Origin of the sequence: Streptomyces sp. OfavH-34-F, assembly GCF_022347745.1 — a bacterium.
In the GTDB taxonomy this organism is placed as follows: domain Bacteria; phylum Actinomycetota; class Actinomycetes; order Streptomycetales; family Streptomycetaceae; genus Streptomyces.
Genome location: NZ_JAKRGC010000104.1, coordinates 1 through 20,105 on the forward strand (window position 1 = coordinate 1; position 20,105 = coordinate 20,105).

A 20,105-nucleotide genomic window follows, 5' to 3' on the forward strand; every position below is an offset into this window, starting at 1 on the left:
CGCCCTGGCCTCCTTCGAACGCGCCGGGCAGGCCCTGGCCGCCGGGATCGCCGCGACGGCCACCCTCGTCGAGATCGACATCGCGGTGATCGGCGGCGGGGTGGCCGGTGCCGGGGAGGCCCTGTTCGCGCCGCTGCGGACCGCGCTGCGCCGCTACGCCACGCTGTCGTTCGTGCGGCGGCTGACGGTGGTCCCCGCGGTCATGGGCAACGACGCGGGGCTGGTGGGCGCGGCGGCGGCGGCCTTCGCGGCGCGGACGGGCGGCAGCGTGCTGAGCGCGGGCTGACGGCCGGGCGCGGTGGTACGGGCCGGGGCCCGTCCGGGCCGAAACAGCCGGACGGGCCCCGGTCGCGGGGTGCGGCGTGCCCTTACTCGCAGGCGACTCCGTCGCCGTCGCGGTCGAGGTGGCGGCCGTAACCGGCGTCGCCCCGGCGGATCGGGGCCGCGCCGGCCGCACGGACGGCGCTGCAGTTCGCGTAGTAGGTGGAGCCGCCTCCGCCGCTCGAACCGGAGGTGCCCGAGCCGTAGTCGCCGGAGTCGTCCGAGGTGTCGGTGGGCGCCTCGGGAGTGACGGTGACCTTCACCGTCTTCGTCTTCGTGACGGTCGGCACCACCTCGGGGCTCGCGGTGACCGTCTCCGTCACGGCCGGCGCCGGTGCCGGGGTGACCGAGACCGTCGTGGTGACGGTCGGCGCCGGGGACGCCTTCGCCGCGGTCTCGCTGTCCGAACCGGAGCCCCCGGCGGCGCCTATGACGGTGCCGATGACGAAGACGCCCAGTGCGACCGGGATGACGACACGTTTCCTTGCCCAGCCCGGCGCGCCGCCGGAAGGCGCCGACGGGCCGGTGCGAGTGGGCGGCGGCGGCCCCCAGGGCGGCGGCTGCGGGGACGGGTTGTGCGACATGGAACCCCCCAGGGTTTGCGTGGAGAGCCCGACCGTAGCCAGCGGGCGGCACGGCCGTGAGCGAGTTCCTCCGCAAGTGATGGAGTTGTGACCGAAGCGTGGAGCCGGTGACCCGCCGGGCCTCGCGCACCGCGGCCGTTGTCAGTGGCGGGTGCGATCCTGCGGCCATGGACGAGATCATGCGACGGCGGGTGTACGGCGCCGACCACGACGACCCCGACCCCGGCCCCCGGCCGGGCCGGGTCTACCGGGAGCTGGTGGGCGGACCGCTCGACGGGCTGCTCCTCGACGTGACGGGGTGGACGCCGGCCGCCCTCTCCGACGGGGCCGGGCTGGTCACGGAGATCGGCGCCTACGGTCCGGGCGGCCGCGCCGAGTACGGACCGCGCCCGGACGAGCCGGACAAGTGGGACTGGCGGGGCGACACCCCCTGACAACGCGTCGCCCCGGCGGTGTTTCCGCAGCGGGGTGTTGCGGGCAAGCCACAGGGGGCTGCTACGGAAGAGGGGGAACCGTGATCGTCTGGATCAACGGTGCGTTCGGCGCCGGCAAGACCAGCGCCGCGCGTGAACTGATCGATCTGATCCCGAACAGCACCTTGTACGACCCGGAACTCACCGGGACGGGGCTGCGCACCCTGCTGCCCCCGAAGAAGCTCGCCGAGGTGACGGACTTCCAGGACCTGCCGATCTGGCGGCGCCTCGTGGTGGACACCGCCGCCGCGCTCCTCGCCGAACTGGGCGGCGTCCTGGTCGTGCCGATGACGCTGCTGCGCCAGGAGTACCGCGACGAGATGTTCGGCGGGCTCGCCGCCCGGCGCATTCCGGTACGCCATGTGCTGCTCGCGCCGGAGGAAACGATCCTGCGTGCGCGCATCGCCCAACGGGCGGAAGGACCCGGTGAGGCCGACGGCCCGGACCCGGCCGGCCGCTGGGCGTACGACCGCATCGAGACCTACCGCTCGGCGCTCCCCTGGATCACCGGGGACGCCCACACCATCGACAACGGCGCCCTCACCCCGCGCGAGACCGCCGAGCACATCGCCGAGGCCGTGCGCACCGGGACCGCCCCGGCCTGCGAGATCGTCCAGACACCCGAGCCGACCGCGGAGACCGTCGCCGCCGGGGTGCTGCTCTTCGACGAGCACGACCGCTTCCTGCTCGTCGATCCCACCTACAAGCCCGGCTGGGAGTTCCCCGGCGGTGTGGTGGAGTCCGGCGAGGCCCCCGCCCAGGCCGGGATCAGGGAGGTGGCCGAGGAGATAGGCATCCACCTCGACCGGGTGCCCAAGCTCCTGGTCATCGACTGGGAGGCGCCCCGGCCACCCGCGTACGGCGGACTACGGCTGCTGTTCGACGGCGGGCTGCTGCCCCGCGCGGACGCCGACCGGCTGCTGCTCCCCGGCTCCGAACTGCGCGGCTGGCGCTTCGTCACCGAGGAGGAGGCGGCCACCCTGCTGCCGCCCACCCGCTATGCGCGACTGCGCTGGGCGCTGCGGGCCCGCGAACGCTCAGCCGTGCTCAACCTCGAAGCCGGCGTCCCCGTGGGCTGACGCCCGCAGGACCGCGGCGGCGTCCTCGGTGAGGGGATCGCCGTGGCCGAAGCAGACCGTGGACGGCTCCAGGGCGGCCAGCCGCCGGAACGAGTCCGCGGCCCGGACACGGTCGATGTTGAACACGCCCAGCATCACCTGCCCGACCCCGGCCACGCAGTCGCCCGTGAACAGCACACCGTGCCGGGGCAGATGCACCCCGATGGAGCCCGGGGTGTGACCGGGGGAGTGCACCACCCGCGCCCCGCCCCCGAACGGCAGCACCACCCCGTCGGACAGTTCGGTGTCCACCCGCGTCGGCGGGGCCGGGGGAACGGTCAGCGCATGCGCGTACAGCGGGCGCTCCCAGTCCAGGAGCACCGGTTCGCCGACCTCCTCCTCGCCCCGGATCACCGGAGCGTCCAGCCGGTGCGCCAGGATCTCCGCGCCGTGGCGGTCGGCCAGCTCCAGCGCGGCACCGTAGTGGTCCCGGTGCCCGTGGGTGACGACGATGCGGGCGAGGCCGGCGGGGTCGTGGCCGAGGTGGCGCACCGCCTCCTCGATCGCGGGCGCCGCGTTCACGTCGCCCGCGTCGATCAGGGTCAGCTCCGGTCCGTCGCGCCAGAGGTACGCCTGGCCGATCGGGAAGCGGAACATGTGCAGCTGCGGAAGCACCTCGACGAGATCCATGCGGCGAACGTACGCGCGAACGTCAGCCGGCCGCACGGATCTACGCTCTCGGCGAGCTTCGCTCAACGCGTAGCCCGCACACCCCGCCGGGCCTCAGACCGCCTTGGACGCCGCGTAGTTGCGCAGGAACAGCGCCTCGGCCACCGAGAGCCGCTCCAGCTCCTCGGGCGACACGCTCTCGTTCACCGCGTGGATCTGCGCCTCCGGCTCGCTCAGCCCGATGAGCAGGATCTCCGCCTCCGGGTACAGGCCCGCCAGCGTGTTGCAGAGCGGGATCGAGCCGCCCATGCCCGAGGACTGCATCTCCTGGCCCGGGTATGCGACCCGCATGGCGTCCTCCATCGCCGTGTACGCCGGGCTCGTCAGGTCCGCGCGGAACGGCTGCCCCTGGCCGACCTGTTCGACCGAAACCCGCGCGCCCCAGGGGGTGTGCGCGACCAGGTGCGCGGTCAGCAGCTTCGTCGCGTGCTCCGCGTCCTGGCCCGGCGGCACCCGCAGGCTGATCTGCGCGCGGGCGCTCGCCTGCACGGAGGGCGTCGCGCCCACGACGGGCGGGCAGTCGATGCCGATCACCGTGACGGCGGGCCGCGCCCAGATCCGGTCGGCGACCGTGCCCGAGCCGATGAGCCCGACCCCGTCCAGGACCTTGGCGTCCCGGCGGAACTCCTCCTCCGGGTACTGCAGACCGTCCCACGAGGCGTCCGCGGTCAGGCCGTCCACCGTGGTCGAGCCGTCCTCGGCGCGCAGCGAGGCGAGCAGCTGGATCATCGCGGCCAGCGCGTCGGGCGCGGCGCCGCCGAACTGCCCGGAGTGCAGGTTGCCCTCCAGGGTCTCCAGCCGGACCCGCAGCATCGTCATGCCGCGCAGCGTCGAGGTCACGGTGGGCAGGCCCACCCGGAAGTTGCCGGTGTCACCGATGACGATGGTGTCGGCGGCGAGCAGTTCGGGGTGCGCCTCGGCGTACCGCTCCAGACCGCCGGTGCCCTGTTCCTCCGAACCCTCCACGATCACCTTGACGTTGACGGGCACCCCGCCGTCCGCCTTCAGGGCCCGCAGCGCGAGCAGGTGCATGAGGAAGCCGCCCTTGCAGTCGGCGGTGCCCCGGCCGTACCAGCGGCCGTCGCGCTCGGTCAGCTCGAAGGGCGGGGAGAGCCAGGCCGACTCGTCGAGCGGCGGCTGCACGTCGTAGTGCGCGTAGAGCAGCACGGTCGGCGCGCTCGCCGGGCCCGGCAGGTAGCCGTAGACGGACTGGCTGCCGTCCGGGGTGTCGAGCAGGGCCACGTCCTGGAAGTCCTCGGCGCGCAGCGCGGCGGCCACCCACGCGGCGGCGGCCTCGCACTCGCTCCTGGGGAAGACCGCGGGGTCCGCCACCGACTGGAAGGCCACCAGCTCGGCCAGCTCCGCCTTGGCACGGGGCATCAGCGAGGCGACGGTCTCGGGGATCGGGCGGCGGGTCATGGGGCACGCTCCTGGTAGGTGCGACGTTATGTGTACGTTTCCGGGTACTCGCCCGCCCGGAGTGTGGCGTCGCGGGTACGTCGGAGACTCGGCCGATCCTCCCACAGGGGATCTCGGCCGGAACGCGCCGTAGGATGCCGTGAGCAGCTTGGGCCACTGGTGGGATCGGGAGCAGAAGCACATCGTGAGCAGCGAGAACGCAGACGCCGGACATGAGCACGAAGAGTCGTCCGTGTGGGACGTCGTCGTAGTCGGCGCCGGACCGGCGGGAGCCTCGGCGGCATACGCGGCGGCCGTCGCGGGCCGCAAGGTACTGCTCCTGGAGAAGGCGGAGCTGCCCCGTTACAAGACGTGCGGCGGCGGCATCATCGGATATTCGCGCGACGCCCTGCCGCCCGGCTTCGAACTGCCCCTGCGGGACCGGATCCACGCGGTCACCTTCTCGCTCAACGGCAGGCTGGCGCGTACCCGCCGCTCCAAGCGCATGCTCTTCGGGCTGATCAACCGCCCGGAGTTCGACGCGGGGCTGGTCGAGCAGGCGCAGAAGGCCGGTGCCGAACTGCGTACCGGCGCGACCGTCTCGCGGGTCGAGCAGCACGGCGCGGCGGTGCCCGACCGGCGCACGGTCGCGGTCGTGCTGGCCGGCGGCGAGACGGTCCTCGCCCGCGCGGTGGTCGGCGCCGACGGCAGCGCCGGCCGCATAGGGGCACACGTCGGGGTGAAGCTCGATCAGGTCGACCTCGGCCTGGAGGCGGAGATCCCCGTCCCGCCCACGGTCGCGGAGGACTGGGCGGGCCGCGTCCTGATCGACTGGGGCCCGATGCCCGGCAGTTACGGCTGGGTCTTCCCCAAGGGCGACACCCTGACGGTCGGGGTGATCTCGGCGCGCGGCGACGGCGCGGGCACCAAGCGGTACCTGGAGGACTTCATCGCGCGGCTCGGCCTGGCCGGGTTCGAGCCGAAGATCTCCTCCGGCCACCTGACGCGCTGCCGCAGCGAGGACTCGCCGCTCTCGCGCGGCCGGGTGCTGGTGTGCGGGGACGCGGCCGGTCTGCTGGAGCCCTGGACCCGCGAGGGCATCTCCTTCGCGCTGCGCTCCGGCCGGCTCGCCGGTGAGTGGGCGGTGCGCGTCGCCGAGGCGCACGACGCGGTGGACGCCCGCCGCCAGGCGCTGAACTACGCCTTCGCCATCAAGGCCGGACTCGGCGTCGAGATGAGCGTGGGCCGGCGCATGCTGAAGCTGTTCGAGCGGCGTCCGGGCGTGCTGCACGCCGTGCTGACGGGCTTCCGCCCGGCGTGGAACGCGTTCGCGGGCGTCACCCGGGGCACGACCTCGCTGGCGGAGCTGGTCCGCTCGCACCCGCTGGCCCAGCGGGCGCTGTCGGTGATGGACCGCAAGGCGCAGACCGCCGACTAGAAGGGTCTTCGGCGGGGGCGGCGTGCCTTTCGGCGCGTCAGCCCGCGTCGGTGATGCGGAAGACGGGGTGGTCGGGGCAGGCCGCCAGGATCTCGGCGTCCGTGGACTTCGCGGTGACGCCCCGGAAGTAGTCCTTCACCTCCCAGCCCCAGCGCTCCAGGTAGGTGCGGACGACGGCCGCCTTGTGCGCGTCGTCCGCGATCTCCACGGCGGTGAAGGCGCGCGTCCTGCGGCCGGTGCGCAGCTCGCCGCCGCCGGCCGCCCGCATGTTGCGCACCCACTGCGAGTGGCCGCGGGCGGAGACCAGGTAGCGCTCGCCCTCGTACGTGTGCGGGTTGACCGGGACGCGCTGCATCCTGCCGCTCGTACGGCCGCGCACCGACAGCTCCTGGGAACCGGCCAGGCTGATCCCGCGCCGGGCGAGCCAGCCGACGAGGCTGTTGAGACGGGTGCCGATCGGGCCGGCCTGCAGGTAGTACGGCTCGGTGTGCGACATGGTGTGACCCCCACGGTGAAGAAGCATTTCGAGAGCACTGCTCTCGCTTGAGATCAGTGTGCACGAAGTGGGTGCTCAAAAGCAAGAGCACTGCTCTCTTCTTTGGTCGCTGCTCCGGTCGCGTGGCAGACTGAACCCCATGAGCGCTATCCGGGGAGCCAGGGAACGGGCCCGTACCGAGGTCACCGCCGCCATCAAGGACGAGGCGAGGAAGCAGCTCGCCGCCGAGGGCGCGGCGAAGCTGTCGCTGCGCGCCGTCGCGCGTGAGCTGGGCATGGTCTCGTCCGCCCTCTACCGCTACTTCCCCAGCCGGGACGACCTGCTGACGGCCCTGATCGTCGACGCGTACGACGCGGTCGGGGAGGCGGCCGAGCGCGCCCACCGCACCGCCGCCGCGGCCCCCGGCGCCACCGGCCTCGCCCGCTGGGTCGCCGTCGCCCTCGCCGTCCGCGAGTGGGCCCTGGCCCATCCCCACGAGTACGCGCTCATCTACGGCTCGCCCGTCCCCGGCTACACGGCCCCGCAGGACACGGTCGGCCCCGCCGCGCGCGTCGGCAGGGTGCTCATCGCCGTGGCCGAGGACGCGTACCGCGACGAGGGCCTGGCGCTCCCGCCGCTCCCCGACGAGCTGCGCCCGGAGGCCGAACGGATCGCCGCCGAGGTGGCACCCGGTCTGGCCCCGGCGGTGGCCGCCCCGCTGGTCGCGGCCTGGTCCCAGCTGTTCGGGCTGGTCTCCTTCGAGGTGTTCGGCCAGTTCCACAAGGTGGTGGAGGCCCGCGAGGTCTTCTTCCGCCGGGCCGTCACGGAACTGGCGGCCACGGTGGGCCTGCGCGGCGGGCGCGGCTGAGGAGGCGTCCGGGGCGGCGCGCGGGCGGCCCCGGACGCGTCACACCGCGTCCGTCACGACCAGGTGATCGCCGAGGTGTCGCGCCAGAGCCGGCCCAGCTCCTCGTCCCCCGTCAGCGTGAGGTCCGTCAGCGGCAGCCGGTTCCACAGCGCCAGGTAGAGCGTCGCCACCGGGCCGCTCAGCTCGCAGTCCGCCTCGCCCGCCGGCTCCGGCGTCTCCTCGCGCACCGCGGTCAGCGGCTCGGCGGACAGCCGCACCGTCCACACGGTCCCCGTGTCCGTCGCCCGCACCCGCAGGGTGCGCGGGGTCTCGGTGCGCACCCGGCTCTTGGGCCTGGTGTGCATGCCCAGCAGCAACTCGTCGACCCCGTCCAGCGCGTGGGCCGTGGCGACGGGGGAGAGGGGGCCGCCGCGCGCGGACTCGGCGTCCACCCGGTGGATCGTCGTCTCGTGCGCCTGGCGGCGGGCCCAGAAGGCGAGCGGCGAGGGGGCGGGCAGGAAGGTCCAGCACTCCACATCCGGCGGCGCGCTCCGCAGCACCTCCACCAGATCGCGGTGGCCGGCCCGGAAGTGGGCCGACAGCTCCGGCCCGTCCAGCTCCGGTTCCCTGGCGTCGGGGATGTACGAGGCGCGCCCCTCGCGCACCAGGGCGGCGGCCCAGGCGTGCACCATCGCGGTGTGCCGGAGCAGATCGCGTATCCGCCACCCGGGACAGGTCGGTACCGGTGCTCCGGGCCCCGCCCCGTCCGCCGCGTCCGCCAGCAGGCGGCCCTCGGCGGCCAGGGTCTCCATGTGCTCCGTGATCTTCATGGACGGATTGTGCCAGCAGGCCGCCGGGCGCGTCCGGCCCTCAGCGGGCCTGCGCCGCCCCGCGGGCCCCGTACCCCAGGACCGCCGCCGCTCCGGCCAGCACCGCGACCGTGGTCAGCGCCACCGGCAGCGAGAACCAGTCGGCCAGGAAGCCGATCGCGGGCGGCCCGAGCAGCATGCCCCCGTAGCCGAGCGTCGATGCGGCGGCGACCCCGCCGGGGCCCGCCACCTCACCGGCCCGGCCGACCGCGACCGGGAAGATGTTCGCCAGGCCGAGCCCGGTGACGGCGAAGCCGAGCAGGGCGAGCCAGGCGGTCGGGGCGAGCGAGCCCAGCAGCATCCCGGCGGCCGCGGTGGCGCCGCCGGCGACCAGCGTGCGGGTCTGCCCGAGGCGTTCCAGGAGGACGGTGCCGCTGAGCCGGCCCGCCGTCATGGCCAGGGCGAACAGCGAGTATCCGGCGGCGGCCACGCCGGGGCGGGCGTGCAGGTCCTGCTCCAGGTGCAGGGCGCCCCAGTCGGCCAGGGCGCCTTCCCCGTACGCGGTGCACAGCGCGATCACGCCGAACAGCAGCACCACCCTGCGGGCCCGCCCGGACAGCCGCCCGGGGCGGCCGGCGGCCGGGGTGTTCACCGCCTCCGGCACGACGGGCGCCGGGTGCCGCAGCAGGACCGGGCCGGCGAAGGCGGTGACGAGCAGTCCGATTCCGGTCAGGACGAGGAGGTGCGTCGAGGGCGAGAGCCCGCCCGCGACGAGGCCGCCGAGCCCCGCGCCGAGCATCCCGCCGAGGCTGAACGCGGCGTGGAAGCTGGGCATCACGGGCCGGCGCAGGGCGGACACCAGGTCCACCGCCGCGCTGTTCATGGCCACGTTCATCCCGCCGTACGCGGCGCCGAAGACCAGCAGCACCAGCCCCAGCGAGAGCGCCGAGTGCGTCTGGGCGGGCAGCGCGATGCTGAGGGAGAGCAGGACCGCGCAGGCCGCGGTCACCGCGTGACTGCCGAACCGGTGGCAGAGCCGGCCGGTGAGCGTCATGGTGACCACGGCGCCGGCGGAGACGCCGAGGAGCGCGAGGCCGAGGGTGGAGGCCGAGGCGCCGGTCTGCTGCTTGATGGCCGGGATACGGACCACCCAGCCGGCGAAGAGGAAGCCGTCGAGGGCGAAGAACACGGTCAGCGCGGTACGGAGACGGGCCGACGAGAGCGGGGCGGTGTTGCCGCCCAGTCCCCCCGGTAGAGCCGTCCGCAGTTTGTTTAGTTGCGGCACAAACTCAGCATAGGGGCGGCCCGGCGGCCGGCGCAACACAGATGAAGGGCCCGGCCCGCACCGCGCGTTCCCGGGATGCGCCGGGGGGCCGCACACGGGGCAAGTCGGCCACCACAGGGTCAAAGGACCCCCCGGATCATGGGAGACTCGCCCCCATGAACGGCAAGGTGACCACCGCCCGGACGAAGTTGGAGAGGGGCCGCAGCGCGCTCGGACCCGCACTGGAACTGGTCCACACCGGACGCGCGCCCACGCGAGCCGTCCTCACGTCCGAGCTGGGGGTCACGCGGGCCACCGCGGGCGCGGTCGCCTCCGAACTCGAAGCGCTCGGCCTGATCCGGGTCGACTCCAGCCCCGGCTCGGCCGCCGGCTCGCAGGGCCGTCCCTCGCACCGGCTGGCCGTACGGGAGTCCGGGCCGGTGGCCGTCGCCGCCCAGGTGCACGCGGACGGCTTCCGCGCCGCGCTCGTCGGCCTCGGCGGCCGGCTCGTCGCGACCGCCCCCGGCTGCGTCACCATCACCGCCGACCCGGCCCAGGTCATCGGCGAGGTCGTGGACCACTGCGCCCGGCTGCTGCGGGACAGCGGACTGCGGTGCGTCGGAGCCGGGCTCGCGGTGCCGTCCGCGGTCGCCGAGCCGGAGGGCACCGCCCTCAACCCCCTCCACATCGCCTGGCCGGCCGGCGCCCCGGTCCGTGAGATCTTCGCCACCTGCGTACGCGAAGCGGGCATCGAGGGCCCGGCGTTCACCGGGAACGACGTCAACCTCGCCGCCCTCGCCGAGCACCGGCACGGCGCCGGACGCGAGGCCCAGCACCTGCTCTGCGTCGCCACCGGACACCGCGGCGTCGGCGGCGCCCTCGTCCTCGACGGCCGCCTGCACACCGGGAGTTCGGGACTCGCCCTGGAGGTCGGCCACCTCACCGTCCACCCCGAGGGCCGCCCCTGCCACTGCGGGGGACGCGGCTGCCTGGACGTGGAGACCGACCCGCTCGCCTTCCTCACCGCCGCCGGACGCACCCCGGGCCCCGAGGAGTCGCTGCTCAAACAGTCCGGCGACCTGCTGCGCAACGAGTACGAGGACCCGGCGGTGCGCGCCGCCGCCGAGGAGCTGATCGACCGCCTCGGCCTCGGGCTCGCCGGACTCGTCAACATCCTCAACCCGGACCGGATCATCCTCGGCGGACTGCACCGCGCCCTGCTCGACGCCGACCCCGAGCGCCTGCGCGCGGTGGTGGCCGACCGCAGCCTGTGGGGCCGCAGCGGCAGCGTCCCGATCCTGCCCTGCACCCTGGACCACAACAGCCTGGTCGGCGCGGCGGAGCTGGCCTGGCAGCCGGTCCTGGACGACCCGCTCGGCGCCCTGGCCTGAGCCCCGTGCGTCAGCCCACCACCGCCGACCGCGCCGTCGCGGGCGGCGCGCCCACCGGCGGCTCCGGGGCGCCGAACGGCCCGTCCGTGGTCGCCCCGTACACCTCCCCGGGCGGCCGGCCGAGCGCGGCCGGGGCGGGGAGCGTGAACCACACGACCTTCCCCGCGCCGCCCCGGGGGCGTACGCCCCAGCTCTCGCTGACCGCGGCGATCAGCGCGAGGCCGCGCCCGGAGGTGCTGGAGTCGTCGGCCTCGCGGACGGTGGGCAGCCGCGGATCGGTGTCATGGACGGACACCATCAGCCGTTCGAGCAGCCACTCGATCTCGACGGTGCACGACTTGTCCGGCTGTGCGTGCCGGTGGACGTTGGTGAGAAGCTCGGTGACGCCCAGCGCCGTCTGGTCGATGAGAGCATCGAGTTGCCAGTGGCGCAGTTGCGCCGAGATGATTCTGCGGACCTGACCGATCCGCGACGGCAGGGCTTGGAGCTCCACCGTGCAGTGCCTGCTTGGCTCGCTGATCACGGCTGCGACTCCCCGAAATAGGTCCGGAAGAAGACGAAGGAACGGATTCAGCCCACGACCGCTGCTGAGTCCGGGCCGGCGGCCTGGATCATAGGGTCACCGCCGGTACACCATGAGTGACGTGACTCCAATGTCGCTCAGGGCATACGCCCGCGCAACTCGCGGTGCTCCCGGCCCCGTCGCCCTCAGCTGCGCCGCCCTCCCGCGCTGTACAGCGCCTCCAGGAACCGGTGCGAGGGCGCCGCGTCACCGGGCTTGCCGTCCGGCGGCCGCATCGTCAGCCGGTACCGCGTCCCGTTGACCCGCGCGACCGTGGCGTCCGCCCCCGCGAACCACGGACGGCCCGCGCTCACCGTCCCCACCGGCGCGCTGTCGATCTCCCGCCCGTAGCTGGTCAGAAGGGCCACCCGGCCGTCCTTGACGGTCACCTGCCCCGCCCTCGTGACCGAACGCGCCCACCGGTCGATGCGCACACCCGTGGCACTGAACTCCGTTTCGGACATGGCCCCTTCGCCCCCTTCGACACGCCTCTGAGACGAAGTGTGCCCATCCCGGCCGCTGTGCACCAGAGCGGGACGGGACACGGACGGCGCATTCGCGCCGCGGACCGGCGCGACGCCGCGGCGCCGCCACCAAGGCACTGCTATGGACCATCAAAGGCAACGTTTGTGCAGGTGGGGGGCCTATGGTGGGGCCACCCGAACCGGCCGTACGAGGAGAAGCGCGCAGATGGACACCCCCCAGCACGGGCACGGCGGCGCAGCCGCGACCACCCTCGACATCGACCGCTCCGACCCGGCCTACCGCACCTGGCTCAAGGAAGCCGTCCGCAGGGTGCAGGCCGACGCCAACCGCTCCGCCGACACCCATCTGCTGCGCTACCCGCTGCCGGACAGCTGGGGCATCGACCTCTACCTCAAGGACGAGTCGACGCACCCCACCGGCAGCCTCAAGCACCGGCTGGCGCGCTCCCTCTTCCTCTACGGCCTCTGCAACGGCTGGATCAGGCCCGGCAAACCGGTCATCGAGGCGTCCAGCGGGTCCACCGCCGTCTCGGAGGCGTACTTCGCCAAGCTCATCGGGGTGCCGTTCATCGCCGTGATGCCCCGCACCACCAGCCCGGAGAAGTGCCGGCTCATCGAATTCCACGGCGGGCGCTGCCACTTCGTGGACGACCCGCGCCGCATGTACGAGGAGTCCGCCCGGCTCGCCGCGGAGACCGGCGGCCACTACATGGACCAGTTCACCTACGCCGAGCGGGCCACCGACTGGCGGGGCAACAACAACATCGCCGAGTCCGTCTACCAGCAACTGCGGCTCGAGCGCTACCCGGAACCCACCTGGATCGTCGCCACCGCGGGCACCGGCGGTACCTCCGCGACCATCGCCCGCTACGTGCGCTACATGCAGCACGACACCAGGATCTGCGTCTCCGACCCGGAGAACTCCTGCTTCTTCGACGGCTGGACCCACAACGACCCGCACGTCACCAGCGACTGCGGCTCGCGCATCGAGGGCATCGGCCGGCCACGCATGGAACCCAGCTTCGTCCCCGGCGCCATCGACCGGATGATGAAGGTCCCCGACGCGGCGAGCGTCGCGGCCGTACGCACCCTGGAACGGGCCATCGGGCGCAAGGCGGGCGGCTCCACCGGCACCGGGCTGTGGAGCGCGTTCAAACTGATCGCCGAAATGGTCGCCCGGGGCACCGGCGGCAGCGTCGTCACCCTCATCTGCGACCCCGGCGACCGCTACCTCGACAAGTACTACTCCGACGCCTGGCTCACCGCGCAGGGCCTCGACATCGCCCCGTACACCCGCACCATCGACCACTTCCTGGCCACCGGCAGCTGGCCGGAGGACTGACCGCGCGGACCGGCCGCCGGTGCGACGGCGGCGGCCGGCCCGCACCGGCGGACGGCCGCGCCTCAGCCGTACCGGCGCGCCGGGCGGTCCAGCATCGCGTCCAGCACCCGGCCGAAGACCCGCCGCCCCGCCCCGGCGATCACCGGATCGGCCCAGCGCGGCAGCCACCGCACGCTCAGCTCCTCCACCCACACCACATGCGAACCCGCCCGGTTCGGGTACACGTCGATCGACGCCCGGCCCAGCACCACCCGGCCGCGCTTCTCCAGCCGGCACGTCCCCGCCCGGCCCCCGGCCGGCGGTGACCAGCGGACCACTTCCATCGGATCGTCGAACGCCAGCGGACCCAGACCGGTCCGCGCCACGAAGACCGTCCCGACCCGGGTCGGCAACCCCGTCGGCACGGTGATCGTGGTCAGCGGCACCTGCGCCGCATGCCGTTCCCAGTCCGTCACCCGGCGCCAGGACTCGGCTGCGGACAACGGAGTGAAACGCTCGACGCGGAAGACGGCCACAGCCCGATCCTAGGGCGTGCCGGCGCCGTCGCGAGCGGAGCGGAACGCTCTTTTCACCTCAGGGACCGGCGCCCTCGTCGCCCCGGCCGGCCACCAGCAGGCCGGGCAGCCGCTCCTCGATCTCCGCGCGCGCCGCCGCCGGCAGCCCCGCATCGGTCACCAGCGTGCTCACCTCGTCCAGCGAGGCGAACGAACTGAGCCCCACCGTGCCCCACTTCGTGTGGTCGGCGACCACCACCACCCGGCGCGCCGACGAGACGAACCGGCGGTTCGTCTCCGCCTCCGCCAGATTCGGAGTGGACAACCCCGCCTCCACCGAGATCCCGTGCACGCCGAGGAACAGCACGTCGAAGTGGAGCTGGGCGATCGCCCGGTCGGCGACCGGACCCACCAGCGAGTCCGACGGCGTCCGCACCCCGCCCGTCAGGACCACCGTCGCCGCGCCGGGACGCCCGCCCGAACCGCCCGGCCGCTGCGCCGCGTGGAACACGTCCGCGACCCGCACCGAGTTCGTCACCACCGTCAGATCCGGCACGTCCAGCAGATGGCGCGCCAGCGCGTACGTCGTGGTGCCGCCGGACAGGGCGATCGCGCTGCCCGGCACGGCCATCGCGGCGGCGGCCCGCGCGATGTCCTCCTTGGCGGTCGGCTCCAGCGTCGACTTCGCCTCGAAACCCGGCTCGTGCGTGCTCGCCTCGACCACCGGCACCGCGCCGCCGTGCACCTTCTCGATCACACCCTGGCGGGCCAGCGCGTCCAGATCCCGGCGGATCGTCATGTCCGAGACGTTCAGCTTCCGGGTCAGCTCGTTGACCCGCACCCCACCGCGCCGGCGGACCTCGTCGAGGATCAGCGCACGCCGCTGCTCCGCGAGCAGATTCTGATTCTCGCTCAACGCCGGGGCCTCGCCCTTTCCTCTGGCCGTACAGGAGTCCGTATCGCCGGAGTCATCCTGCCACGCGGTGTCGGGGGTCGTCGTCCGGGGGAAGATTCGATAGGAAGGACGACGCCCCCACACCACGCCCGCCCGCCGCCGCGGTGACCGGGCATCAGCCGCCTTCCCCCCTGCGAGAGCGAGACGCCCGTGCCCCCTGCCGCCCCTGCCCCGCGCCCCACCGGGCCCGCGCTGGAATTACTGGTCCACGGGGTGGGCGGAACCACCCCCCAGGACATGCTCGTCGACCCGCGCACCGTCCGGATCACCGGCGACACCACCGCCGCCATCTACCGCCGCGCCGCCGACACCGACGCCGAACAGCACCCGGAGCGCTACCGGGACAAGCCCATCGCCGAGGCGTACTGCTGGTCCAACCTCACCTCCGGCAACGGCTCCCGCGCCCTGTGGCTGCTGCTCCTCCCGTTCATGGTGATCAACCTGGCCCACTGGATGCGCCCCGTCGCCCGGCGGCGCCCCCGCGCCACCCGGATCTACGGCGTCCTCGTCCGGCTCATCGCCCTCAGCCTCACCGTGCTGCTCACGGCCGCCGCCTGCGAGGTCGCCCTCGACCTCACCGCCTGGCAGTGCGCGGGCGTCGCCGCCTGCTCCGACCAGCGCTCCTGGCTCGGCTTCCTCGCCGCCGAGCAGGGTGGCTGGTGGTCGCAGCCCGGCCGCCGCCTTGCCCTGGCCGCCGTGGTGCCGGCCGCACTCGTCGGCCTGCTCTGGTTCCTGTCCAACCGGACCTGGAGCGCCTACGAGTCCCAGCGTCCGCTGACCGGCGCGCACGCCGACGACGAGGACGGCACGGACACCGTGCCCGTCCCCGACCTCGTCCGCCCCGCGCTCGGACGGCCCGGCTTCTGGTACGGACGCCGCCTCGTCGCCCGGCTGCGCGCCGCCCACACCGCGGCCGGCTTCCTCACCGTCACCGCCTCCGTCACCGAGGCCGCCGCTCGCCACGACCGCGCGGCCGGCGGGCCCGTGGCCCCGTACCTCGGCCGGCTCATCGAAGTCGCCCTCGCCGCCGGGCTGATCGTCGTGCTCTGGGTGGTCTGCCGCCGGGGCCGCAGCGAACGCCGCCTCGACAACCGCCTCGACCGGGCCCTCATCACCTGGCTGCCCGGCGCCGCGCTCACCCTGCTCGTCCTCGCCGCCGTGCACGCCGCCTGGTCCCGCCCCGGCTGGACCTCGTCCGGCACCCTCCCCGGCGACACCACGTTCCGGGTGGTCACCCTCGCCCAGGGCATCCTGATCGTCGCCCTGGCCGCCGTCTCCCTCGACCTCTACCGGCGCTGCCCCGAGCGGCGCACCGTGCTGCGCGGCCTCGGCGGACCCGCCGTCGCGATGCTCGCCTGCGCCCTCGGCGGAGTGATGACCGGCGGGATCGCCCAGCGCGTCGCCGACTGGCTCGACGGACCCGGCAGCCCCGGCATGGGCCGCAGCGCCTTCATCGCGGGACCGCCGGTCCTCCTCAGCTGGCAGGCGTCCGTCATCCCCGTCCTGCTGGCGCTGCTCCTGGTGCCGGGCGCGGTGCTCGGCGTACGCACCTGGCTCACCGCCCGCCGGCTGGAGCCGGTGATCGACGCCGAGTACGGGGAGCCGTGCCCCGACCCGTCCCGCACCCGGCGGATCGCCCGCATCCGGGCCACGGCCGCGCTCACCGACTCCGCCCCGCGCATGCTGGGGCTCGTCTCCGGCGCCACGCTCCTGCTCGGCGCGGCGGCGGTGGCCGGCGCCTGGGCCACCGACGAGGTGCCCGGCCGCGCCCTCGACGGCAGCGGCCCGTTCCTCGAATCGGTGGCCGAGGCGGCGCAGTCCACCGGCTCCTGGCTCATCGGCTTCGGCTTCCTCGTCTTCGTCGCCTGCGGCCGACGCGCCTACCGGGACGAGTCCGCCCGGCGCACCATCGGCATCCTGTGGGACGTCGGCACGTTCTGGCCGCGTGCCGCCCACCCCTTCGCGCCGCCCTGCTACGCCGAGCGCGCCGTGCCCGACCTGGCCTCCCGGATGGCCGGCTGGACCGGCCGCACCCGTGGCCGCCTCGTCATCTCCGGGCACTCCCAGGGCAGCGTCCTCGCCGCCGCCGCGGTCTGGCAGCTGCCCGCCCGCACCCGGCGCCGAGTCGCCCTGCTCACCTACGGCTCCCCGCTGGAACGCCTCTACGGCCGCTGGTTCCCCGCCTACTTCGGGCCGGAACAGCTCCACGGGCTGCACCGCTCCGTGCATTGCTGGCGCAATCTGTGGCGGGCCACCGACCCCATCGGCGGCCCGGTCCGGCTCGGCCTGGAATCCGGCCCGGAAGTGGACCGGGGCCCGCTCGAGGACCCGCTGGTCTACGGGCGCACCCCCGAGCATCCGCTGCCCGAGCCGGTGCTCGGACACTCCGACTACCAGGCCGACCCCGTCTTCGCCGAGGAGCGCGCCGCCCTCCTGGAACGGCTCGTGCCCGTCCTGCCCCAGCAGCCGGAACCGGTCCGCGAGGACTTCAGGGCAGTGCCGGGAGGTCCTCCGGGTACAGCAGAGTGAGGTCGTCCGTGCTCGGATCGGCGAGCTGGGCGACCCGGCCGGCGTGCCGCTCGACCATCGACTCGAAGGTCTGGCGAGCGGTGCGCCCGTTGCCGAAGGCGGGGCCCTTGGGCAGCTCCGCGAAGTACTTCAGCAACGCCTCCCCGGTGCCCGACGCCAGGCTGTACTCCTGCTCCCGCGACTGCTGCTCCACGATCCGCAGCAGCTCGGCCGGCTCGTAGTCGCTGAAGGTGATGGTCCGTGAGAAGCGGGAGGCCACGCCCGGGTTGACGGTCAGGAACCGCTCCATCTCCCGCGTGTACCCGGCGACGATGACGACCACCGCGTCCCGGTGGTCCTCCATCAGCTTCACCAGCGTGTCGATCGCCTCCCGCCCGAAGTCCCGGCCGGAGTCCTCGGGCGACAGCGCGTACGCCTCGTCGACGAACAGCACCCCGCCGCGCGCCCGGTCGAACGCCTCCTGCGTACGGATGGCGGTCGAGCCGATGTGCTCACCGACCAGGTCGACCCGGGACACCTCCACGAGATGGCCCCGCTCCAGCACCCCGAGCGCCGCCAGGATCTCCCCGTACAGCCGGGCCACCGTCGTCTTGCCCGTCCCCGGCGAACCGGTGAAGACCAGGTGGCGGCGGACCGAGGCCGCCTTGAGCCCCGCCTCCTGGCGCCTGCGCCCCACCTCGATCATGTCCGTGAGCGCCCGCACCTCGCGCTTGACGCTGTCCAGGCCCACCAGCGCGTCCAGTTCGCCCAGCACCTCGCCGGAGGTGCGCGCGGGGGCGGTCGGCGCGGCCGGTGCGGCGGGCCGGGGCTCCACCGGGCGCGGGGCGGGCACGGAGCCGAGCAGCCCGGGCGAGGACTCGGTGGCTGTCAGGACCGGGGCCGGCGGGGGAGGGGCGGTCCGCAGCCCGCTCTCGTCGCTGGTGCAGTCCTCGACGACGGGCCCGCCGCCCGCGCCGTCCCGCCGGCCGGAGCCCTCCGGGAACTCGTAGCCGCCGCGCGCGCACCGCTCGGTGCGGCAGCGGGTGAGCGTCGTCCGGCAGCCCTCCATCACATGGAAGCCGTATCCCTCGCTGCCCGTGACCCGGCAGCCGTGGAACGTGCCCCGGCCCTCGGCCGACACGTAGAACCCGGCCTCGGCGGACGAGGTCACGGTGCACCGCTCGATGACCGGGTCGGCGCCCTTGGTGACGATCACGCCCGTCTGGACGGCGTCGACCGTGCAGTTGTTCAGCGTGCCGCCGCTGCCGTGGTCCCGGAACCAGGCGCCGGTCGACGCCTCCCGGATGCGGCAGTCGTCCAGCTGCGCGGTCGCGCCGTCGCTGACGGAGACCGCGGTGTTGCGGACCTGGGAGAGATCGCTGTCCACCACGTCGGCGCGGGAGCCCCGGTCGAGGACGAACAGGGCGTCCGGCACGTCGTGGACCCGGCAGGAGTCCAGTATCACCGTCGCCCCGTCGCTGACCCACACCGCCGGGTAGTCGCCCGTACTGTCGTGGATCTCGCACTGGTTGGCGTCCACCCGCGTGCCGGAGTCCCAGACGGACAGGCCGTTGCGGCCGAACCGGCGCACCGTCGAACGGGTCAGCGTGAGCACCGCCCGCGACCGCAGGTCCACCGCGTTCTCCGGGATGTCGTGGATGTCGCAGTCCGCCAGCGTGAGCACCGCGTCGGTGTCCAGCGTGACGCCGTCCGCCGAAGTCCGGTGCACCGTGCAGTCGGTGAGGTGGGCGGTGGCGCGGGCGGTCACCTGGACGCCGCTGCCCTTGATCTCGTACACCTCGCAGCCCAGCGCCTCCAGGCCGCTGCCCTCCCCGGTGACGGACAGGCCGGCGCCCGAGGCGTGGTGCACCCGGCAGCGGTCGAGGCGGGGATGCCCGCCGTCGCGCACGGCGATCCCGGACTGGCCGGCCGCGACGATCTCGCACTCCTCGAACACGCCGCCCGCGCCGTCGAGCACGGCGATGCCGACGCCGGCCGGATTGTCCACGGTGCACCGCCGGACGGTGGGCCGGGCGGCGCCCCGCACCTCGACGCCGGCGGCCGAGCGGGTCACGATGCGCACATCCGTTATCTCCGGCGCGCCCTCCTCCACGAGGACGGCGGGGGCCGCCGCGTCCTGGCCCTCCACATGGACGTCCTGGACGATGGCGGAGGCGCGCAGCGTCAGCGGCACCCCGTCCACCGGGGCGATGCGCACGGAGCCGACCGCGCCCTCGGGCCCGCGCAGCGTCACCGCGCGGCCGATGACCAGGTTCTCCCGGTAGGTGCCGGGCGCGACGGTGAGCACGTCACCGTCCGCCGCCGCCTCCAGCGCCGCGGTGAGGGAGGCGTATTCACCCGTGCGGCGGCGCCACCGCGATGTGCCGGTGTGCGTCACCTGGACCGTGCCCTGTGCCATGGCGCTGTCGTGCCCCCGCCTCGTGGTGCGTGTGTGATGCCCGTGTGAGCCGCCTCGCGGCAGCGACCAGCCGGGGTCCGCCTGCCGGGGAAGCGACGGGCGGGCCGGTCCACCGTAGCGCGCGCGGCGACCGGGAGTTGACCCGATCCGCAGGTCCGGGCACCCGCCCGCCGGTCCGCCGCCGGGGCGTTCGCCGCTCCCGGAGGCCTGGTCAGCTGCCCGTGCCGGTCCTGCCCCAGTCCGGGCCGACCGCCTCCCAGGCCCGGTCGATCCGCTCGTAGCGCCGCAGGGTCATCCGCCACAGGATCAGGCGCCGGCCGCACTCGATCAGCAGGGCGGCCAGCAGCGCCGCGCCGAACCCGGCCAGCACGGCGTGCGTGCGCGCCGTCGCCGCGTCCATCGGGCGCAGCGCGGGATCGCCGTGCCGGTCGGTCCAGATCCGCACCCCGGACCCCGGCTTCACGTTCCGCCCGGCGGTCGTGACCTCGCCGGTGCGGGCGGTGCCGTCCGGGGCGCGCCAGCGGGCCACCACGGCGGTGCGCCGCGCGTGGTC

The 20,105-nt window shown here is 74.3% G+C and carries 18 protein-coding genes and 2 pseudogenes; 8 read left to right on the forward strand and 12 right to left on the reverse strand.

The features are described from left to right. The coding region (locus MHW47_RS17155) for an ROK family protein (RefSeq protein WP_239224226.1) at window positions 1–286 on the forward strand (286 nt) is incomplete at its 5' end. A gap of 82 nt (window positions 287–368) precedes the next feature. Here MHW47_RS17155 and MHW47_RS17160 read toward each other — a convergent pair. Further along, window positions 369–905: an excalibur calcium-binding domain-containing protein gene (locus tag MHW47_RS17160; RefSeq protein WP_239224228.1), complete on the reverse strand. Its 537-nt coding sequence runs from the start codon at window positions 903–905 to the stop codon at window positions 369–371. A 167-nt stretch (window positions 906–1,072) separates the two neighbouring features. Here MHW47_RS17160 and MHW47_RS17165 point away from each other — a divergent pair, with 167 nt between their 5' ends. Then, complete coding sequence (locus MHW47_RS17165; protein WP_239224230.1) at window positions 1,073–1,339, forward strand: hypothetical protein; 267 nt, start codon at window positions 1,073–1,075, stop codon at window positions 1,337–1,339. An 80-nt stretch (window positions 1,340–1,419) separates the two neighbouring features. Continuing rightward, window positions 1,420–2,457, forward strand: a complete 1,038-nt coding sequence (locus MHW47_RS17170; RefSeq protein ID WP_239224232.1) for an NUDIX hydrolase — start codon at window positions 1,420–1,422, stop codon at window positions 2,455–2,457. On the opposite strand, the gene MHW47_RS17175 is transcribed toward MHW47_RS17170, so the two are convergent. After that, on the reverse strand, window positions 2,416–3,126 hold the full coding sequence (locus tag MHW47_RS17175) for an MBL fold metallo-hydrolase (RefSeq protein ID WP_239224234.1): 711 nt from the start codon (window positions 3,124–3,126) through the stop codon (window positions 2,416–2,418). The two genes, MHW47_RS17170 and MHW47_RS17175, sit on opposite strands and share 42 nt — an antisense overlap. A gap of 93 nt (window positions 3,127–3,219) precedes the next feature. After that, window positions 3,220–4,584 (reverse strand): dipeptidase, encoded by a 1,365-nt coding sequence (locus MHW47_RS17180; RefSeq protein WP_239224236.1) that lies wholly within the window; start codon window positions 4,582–4,584, stop codon window positions 3,220–3,222. A gap of 184 nt (window positions 4,585–4,768) precedes the next feature. On the opposite strand from MHW47_RS17180, the gene MHW47_RS17185 reads away from it, so the two are divergent. Beyond that, complete coding sequence (locus MHW47_RS17185; RefSeq protein WP_239224260.1) at window positions 4,769–6,001, forward strand: geranylgeranyl reductase family protein; 1,233 nt, start codon at window positions 4,769–4,771, stop codon at window positions 5,999–6,001. Between the two features lie 37 nt (window positions 6,002–6,038). Here MHW47_RS17185 and MHW47_RS17190 read toward each other — a convergent pair whose 3' ends face one another. Next, window positions 6,039–6,497: a nitroreductase/quinone reductase family protein gene (locus MHW47_RS17190; RefSeq protein WP_239224238.1), complete on the reverse strand. Its 459-nt coding sequence runs from the start codon at window positions 6,495–6,497 to the stop codon at window positions 6,039–6,041. 139 nt (window positions 6,498–6,636) lie between these two features. Here MHW47_RS17190 and MHW47_RS17195 point away from each other — a divergent pair, with 139 nt between their 5' ends. Beyond that, a complete protein-coding gene (locus MHW47_RS17195) occupies window positions 6,637–7,344 on the forward strand; it encodes a TetR/AcrR family transcriptional regulator (RefSeq protein WP_239224240.1) in 708 nt (235 codons plus the stop codon). Window positions 7,345–7,397: 53 nt separating this feature from the next. Here MHW47_RS17195 and MHW47_RS17200 read toward each other — a convergent pair whose 3' ends face one another. Both MHW47_RS17200 and MHW47_RS17205 read right to left on the reverse strand, forming a co-directional pair. Next, window positions 7,398–8,153, reverse strand: coding sequence for a maleylpyruvate isomerase family mycothiol-dependent enzyme (locus MHW47_RS17200; protein WP_239224242.1), 756 nt, complete (start codon window positions 8,151–8,153; stop codon window positions 7,398–7,400). Window positions 8,154–8,193: 40 nt separating this feature from the next. Beyond that, window positions 8,194–9,417, reverse strand: coding sequence for an MFS transporter (locus MHW47_RS17205; protein ID WP_239224244.1), 1,224 nt, complete (start codon window positions 9,415–9,417; stop codon window positions 8,194–8,196). A 155-nt stretch (window positions 9,418–9,572) separates the two neighbouring features. Between MHW47_RS17205 and MHW47_RS17210 the strand changes: the two genes are divergently transcribed. Beyond that, window positions 9,573–10,787, forward strand: coding sequence for an ROK family protein (locus MHW47_RS17210; RefSeq protein ID WP_239224246.1), 1,215 nt, complete (start codon window positions 9,573–9,575; stop codon window positions 10,785–10,787). Window positions 10,788–10,797: 10 nt separating this feature from the next. On the opposite strand, the gene MHW47_RS17215 is transcribed toward MHW47_RS17210, so the two are convergent. Both MHW47_RS17215 and MHW47_RS17220 read right to left on the reverse strand, forming a co-directional pair. Continuing rightward, the gene (locus MHW47_RS17215; RefSeq protein WP_239224248.1) at window positions 10,798–11,310 is read right to left on the reverse strand and encodes an ATP-binding protein; all 513 of its coding nucleotides are present in this window, start codon (window positions 11,308–11,310) and stop codon (window positions 10,798–10,800) included. A gap of 185 nt (window positions 11,311–11,495) precedes the next feature. Beyond that, on the reverse strand, window positions 11,496–11,813 hold the full coding sequence (locus MHW47_RS17220; RefSeq protein WP_239224250.1) for a hypothetical protein: 318 nt from the start codon (window positions 11,811–11,813) through the stop codon (window positions 11,496–11,498). Window positions 11,814–12,039: 226 nt separating this feature from the next. On the opposite strand from MHW47_RS17220, the gene MHW47_RS17225 reads away from it, so the two are divergent. After that, the gene (locus MHW47_RS17225) at window positions 12,040–13,176 is read left to right on the forward strand and encodes a PLP-dependent cysteine synthase family protein (RefSeq protein ID WP_239224252.1); all 1,137 of its coding nucleotides are present in this window, start codon (window positions 12,040–12,042) and stop codon (window positions 13,174–13,176) included. A gap of 62 nt (window positions 13,177–13,238) precedes the next feature. Here MHW47_RS17225 and MHW47_RS17230 read toward each other — a convergent pair whose 3' ends face one another. After that, window positions 13,239–13,691 carry an SRPBCC family protein gene (locus MHW47_RS17230; RefSeq protein WP_239224254.1) on the reverse strand — a complete coding sequence of 151 codons (453 nt, stop codon included), beginning with the start codon at window positions 13,689–13,691 and terminating at the stop codon, window positions 13,239–13,241. A 58-nt stretch (window positions 13,692–13,749) separates the two neighbouring features. After that, window positions 13,750–14,586 (reverse strand): DeoR/GlpR family DNA-binding transcription regulator, encoded by an 837-nt coding sequence (locus MHW47_RS17235; RefSeq protein WP_239224256.1) that lies wholly within the window; start codon window positions 14,584–14,586, stop codon window positions 13,750–13,752. A 189-nt stretch (window positions 14,587–14,775) separates the two neighbouring features. Between MHW47_RS17235 and MHW47_RS17240 the strand changes: the two are divergent. Next, window positions 14,776–17,141, forward strand: a pseudogene (locus MHW47_RS17240) (hypothetical protein); the annotation flags it as partial. Here MHW47_RS17240 and MHW47_RS17245 read toward each other — a convergent pair. Together MHW47_RS17245 and MHW47_RS17250 are read right to left on the reverse strand one after the other, a co-directional pair. Next, on the reverse strand, window positions 17,114–19,552 hold the full coding sequence (locus MHW47_RS17245) for a right-handed parallel beta-helix repeat-containing protein (RefSeq protein WP_239224258.1): 2,439 nt from the start codon (window positions 19,550–19,552) through the stop codon (window positions 17,114–17,116). The pseudogene MHW47_RS17240 and the gene MHW47_RS17245 sit on opposite strands and share 28 nt — an antisense overlap. Window positions 19,553–19,763: 211 nt before the next feature. After that, window positions 19,764–20,105: pseudogene (locus MHW47_RS17250) on the reverse strand (hypothetical protein); the annotation flags it as partial.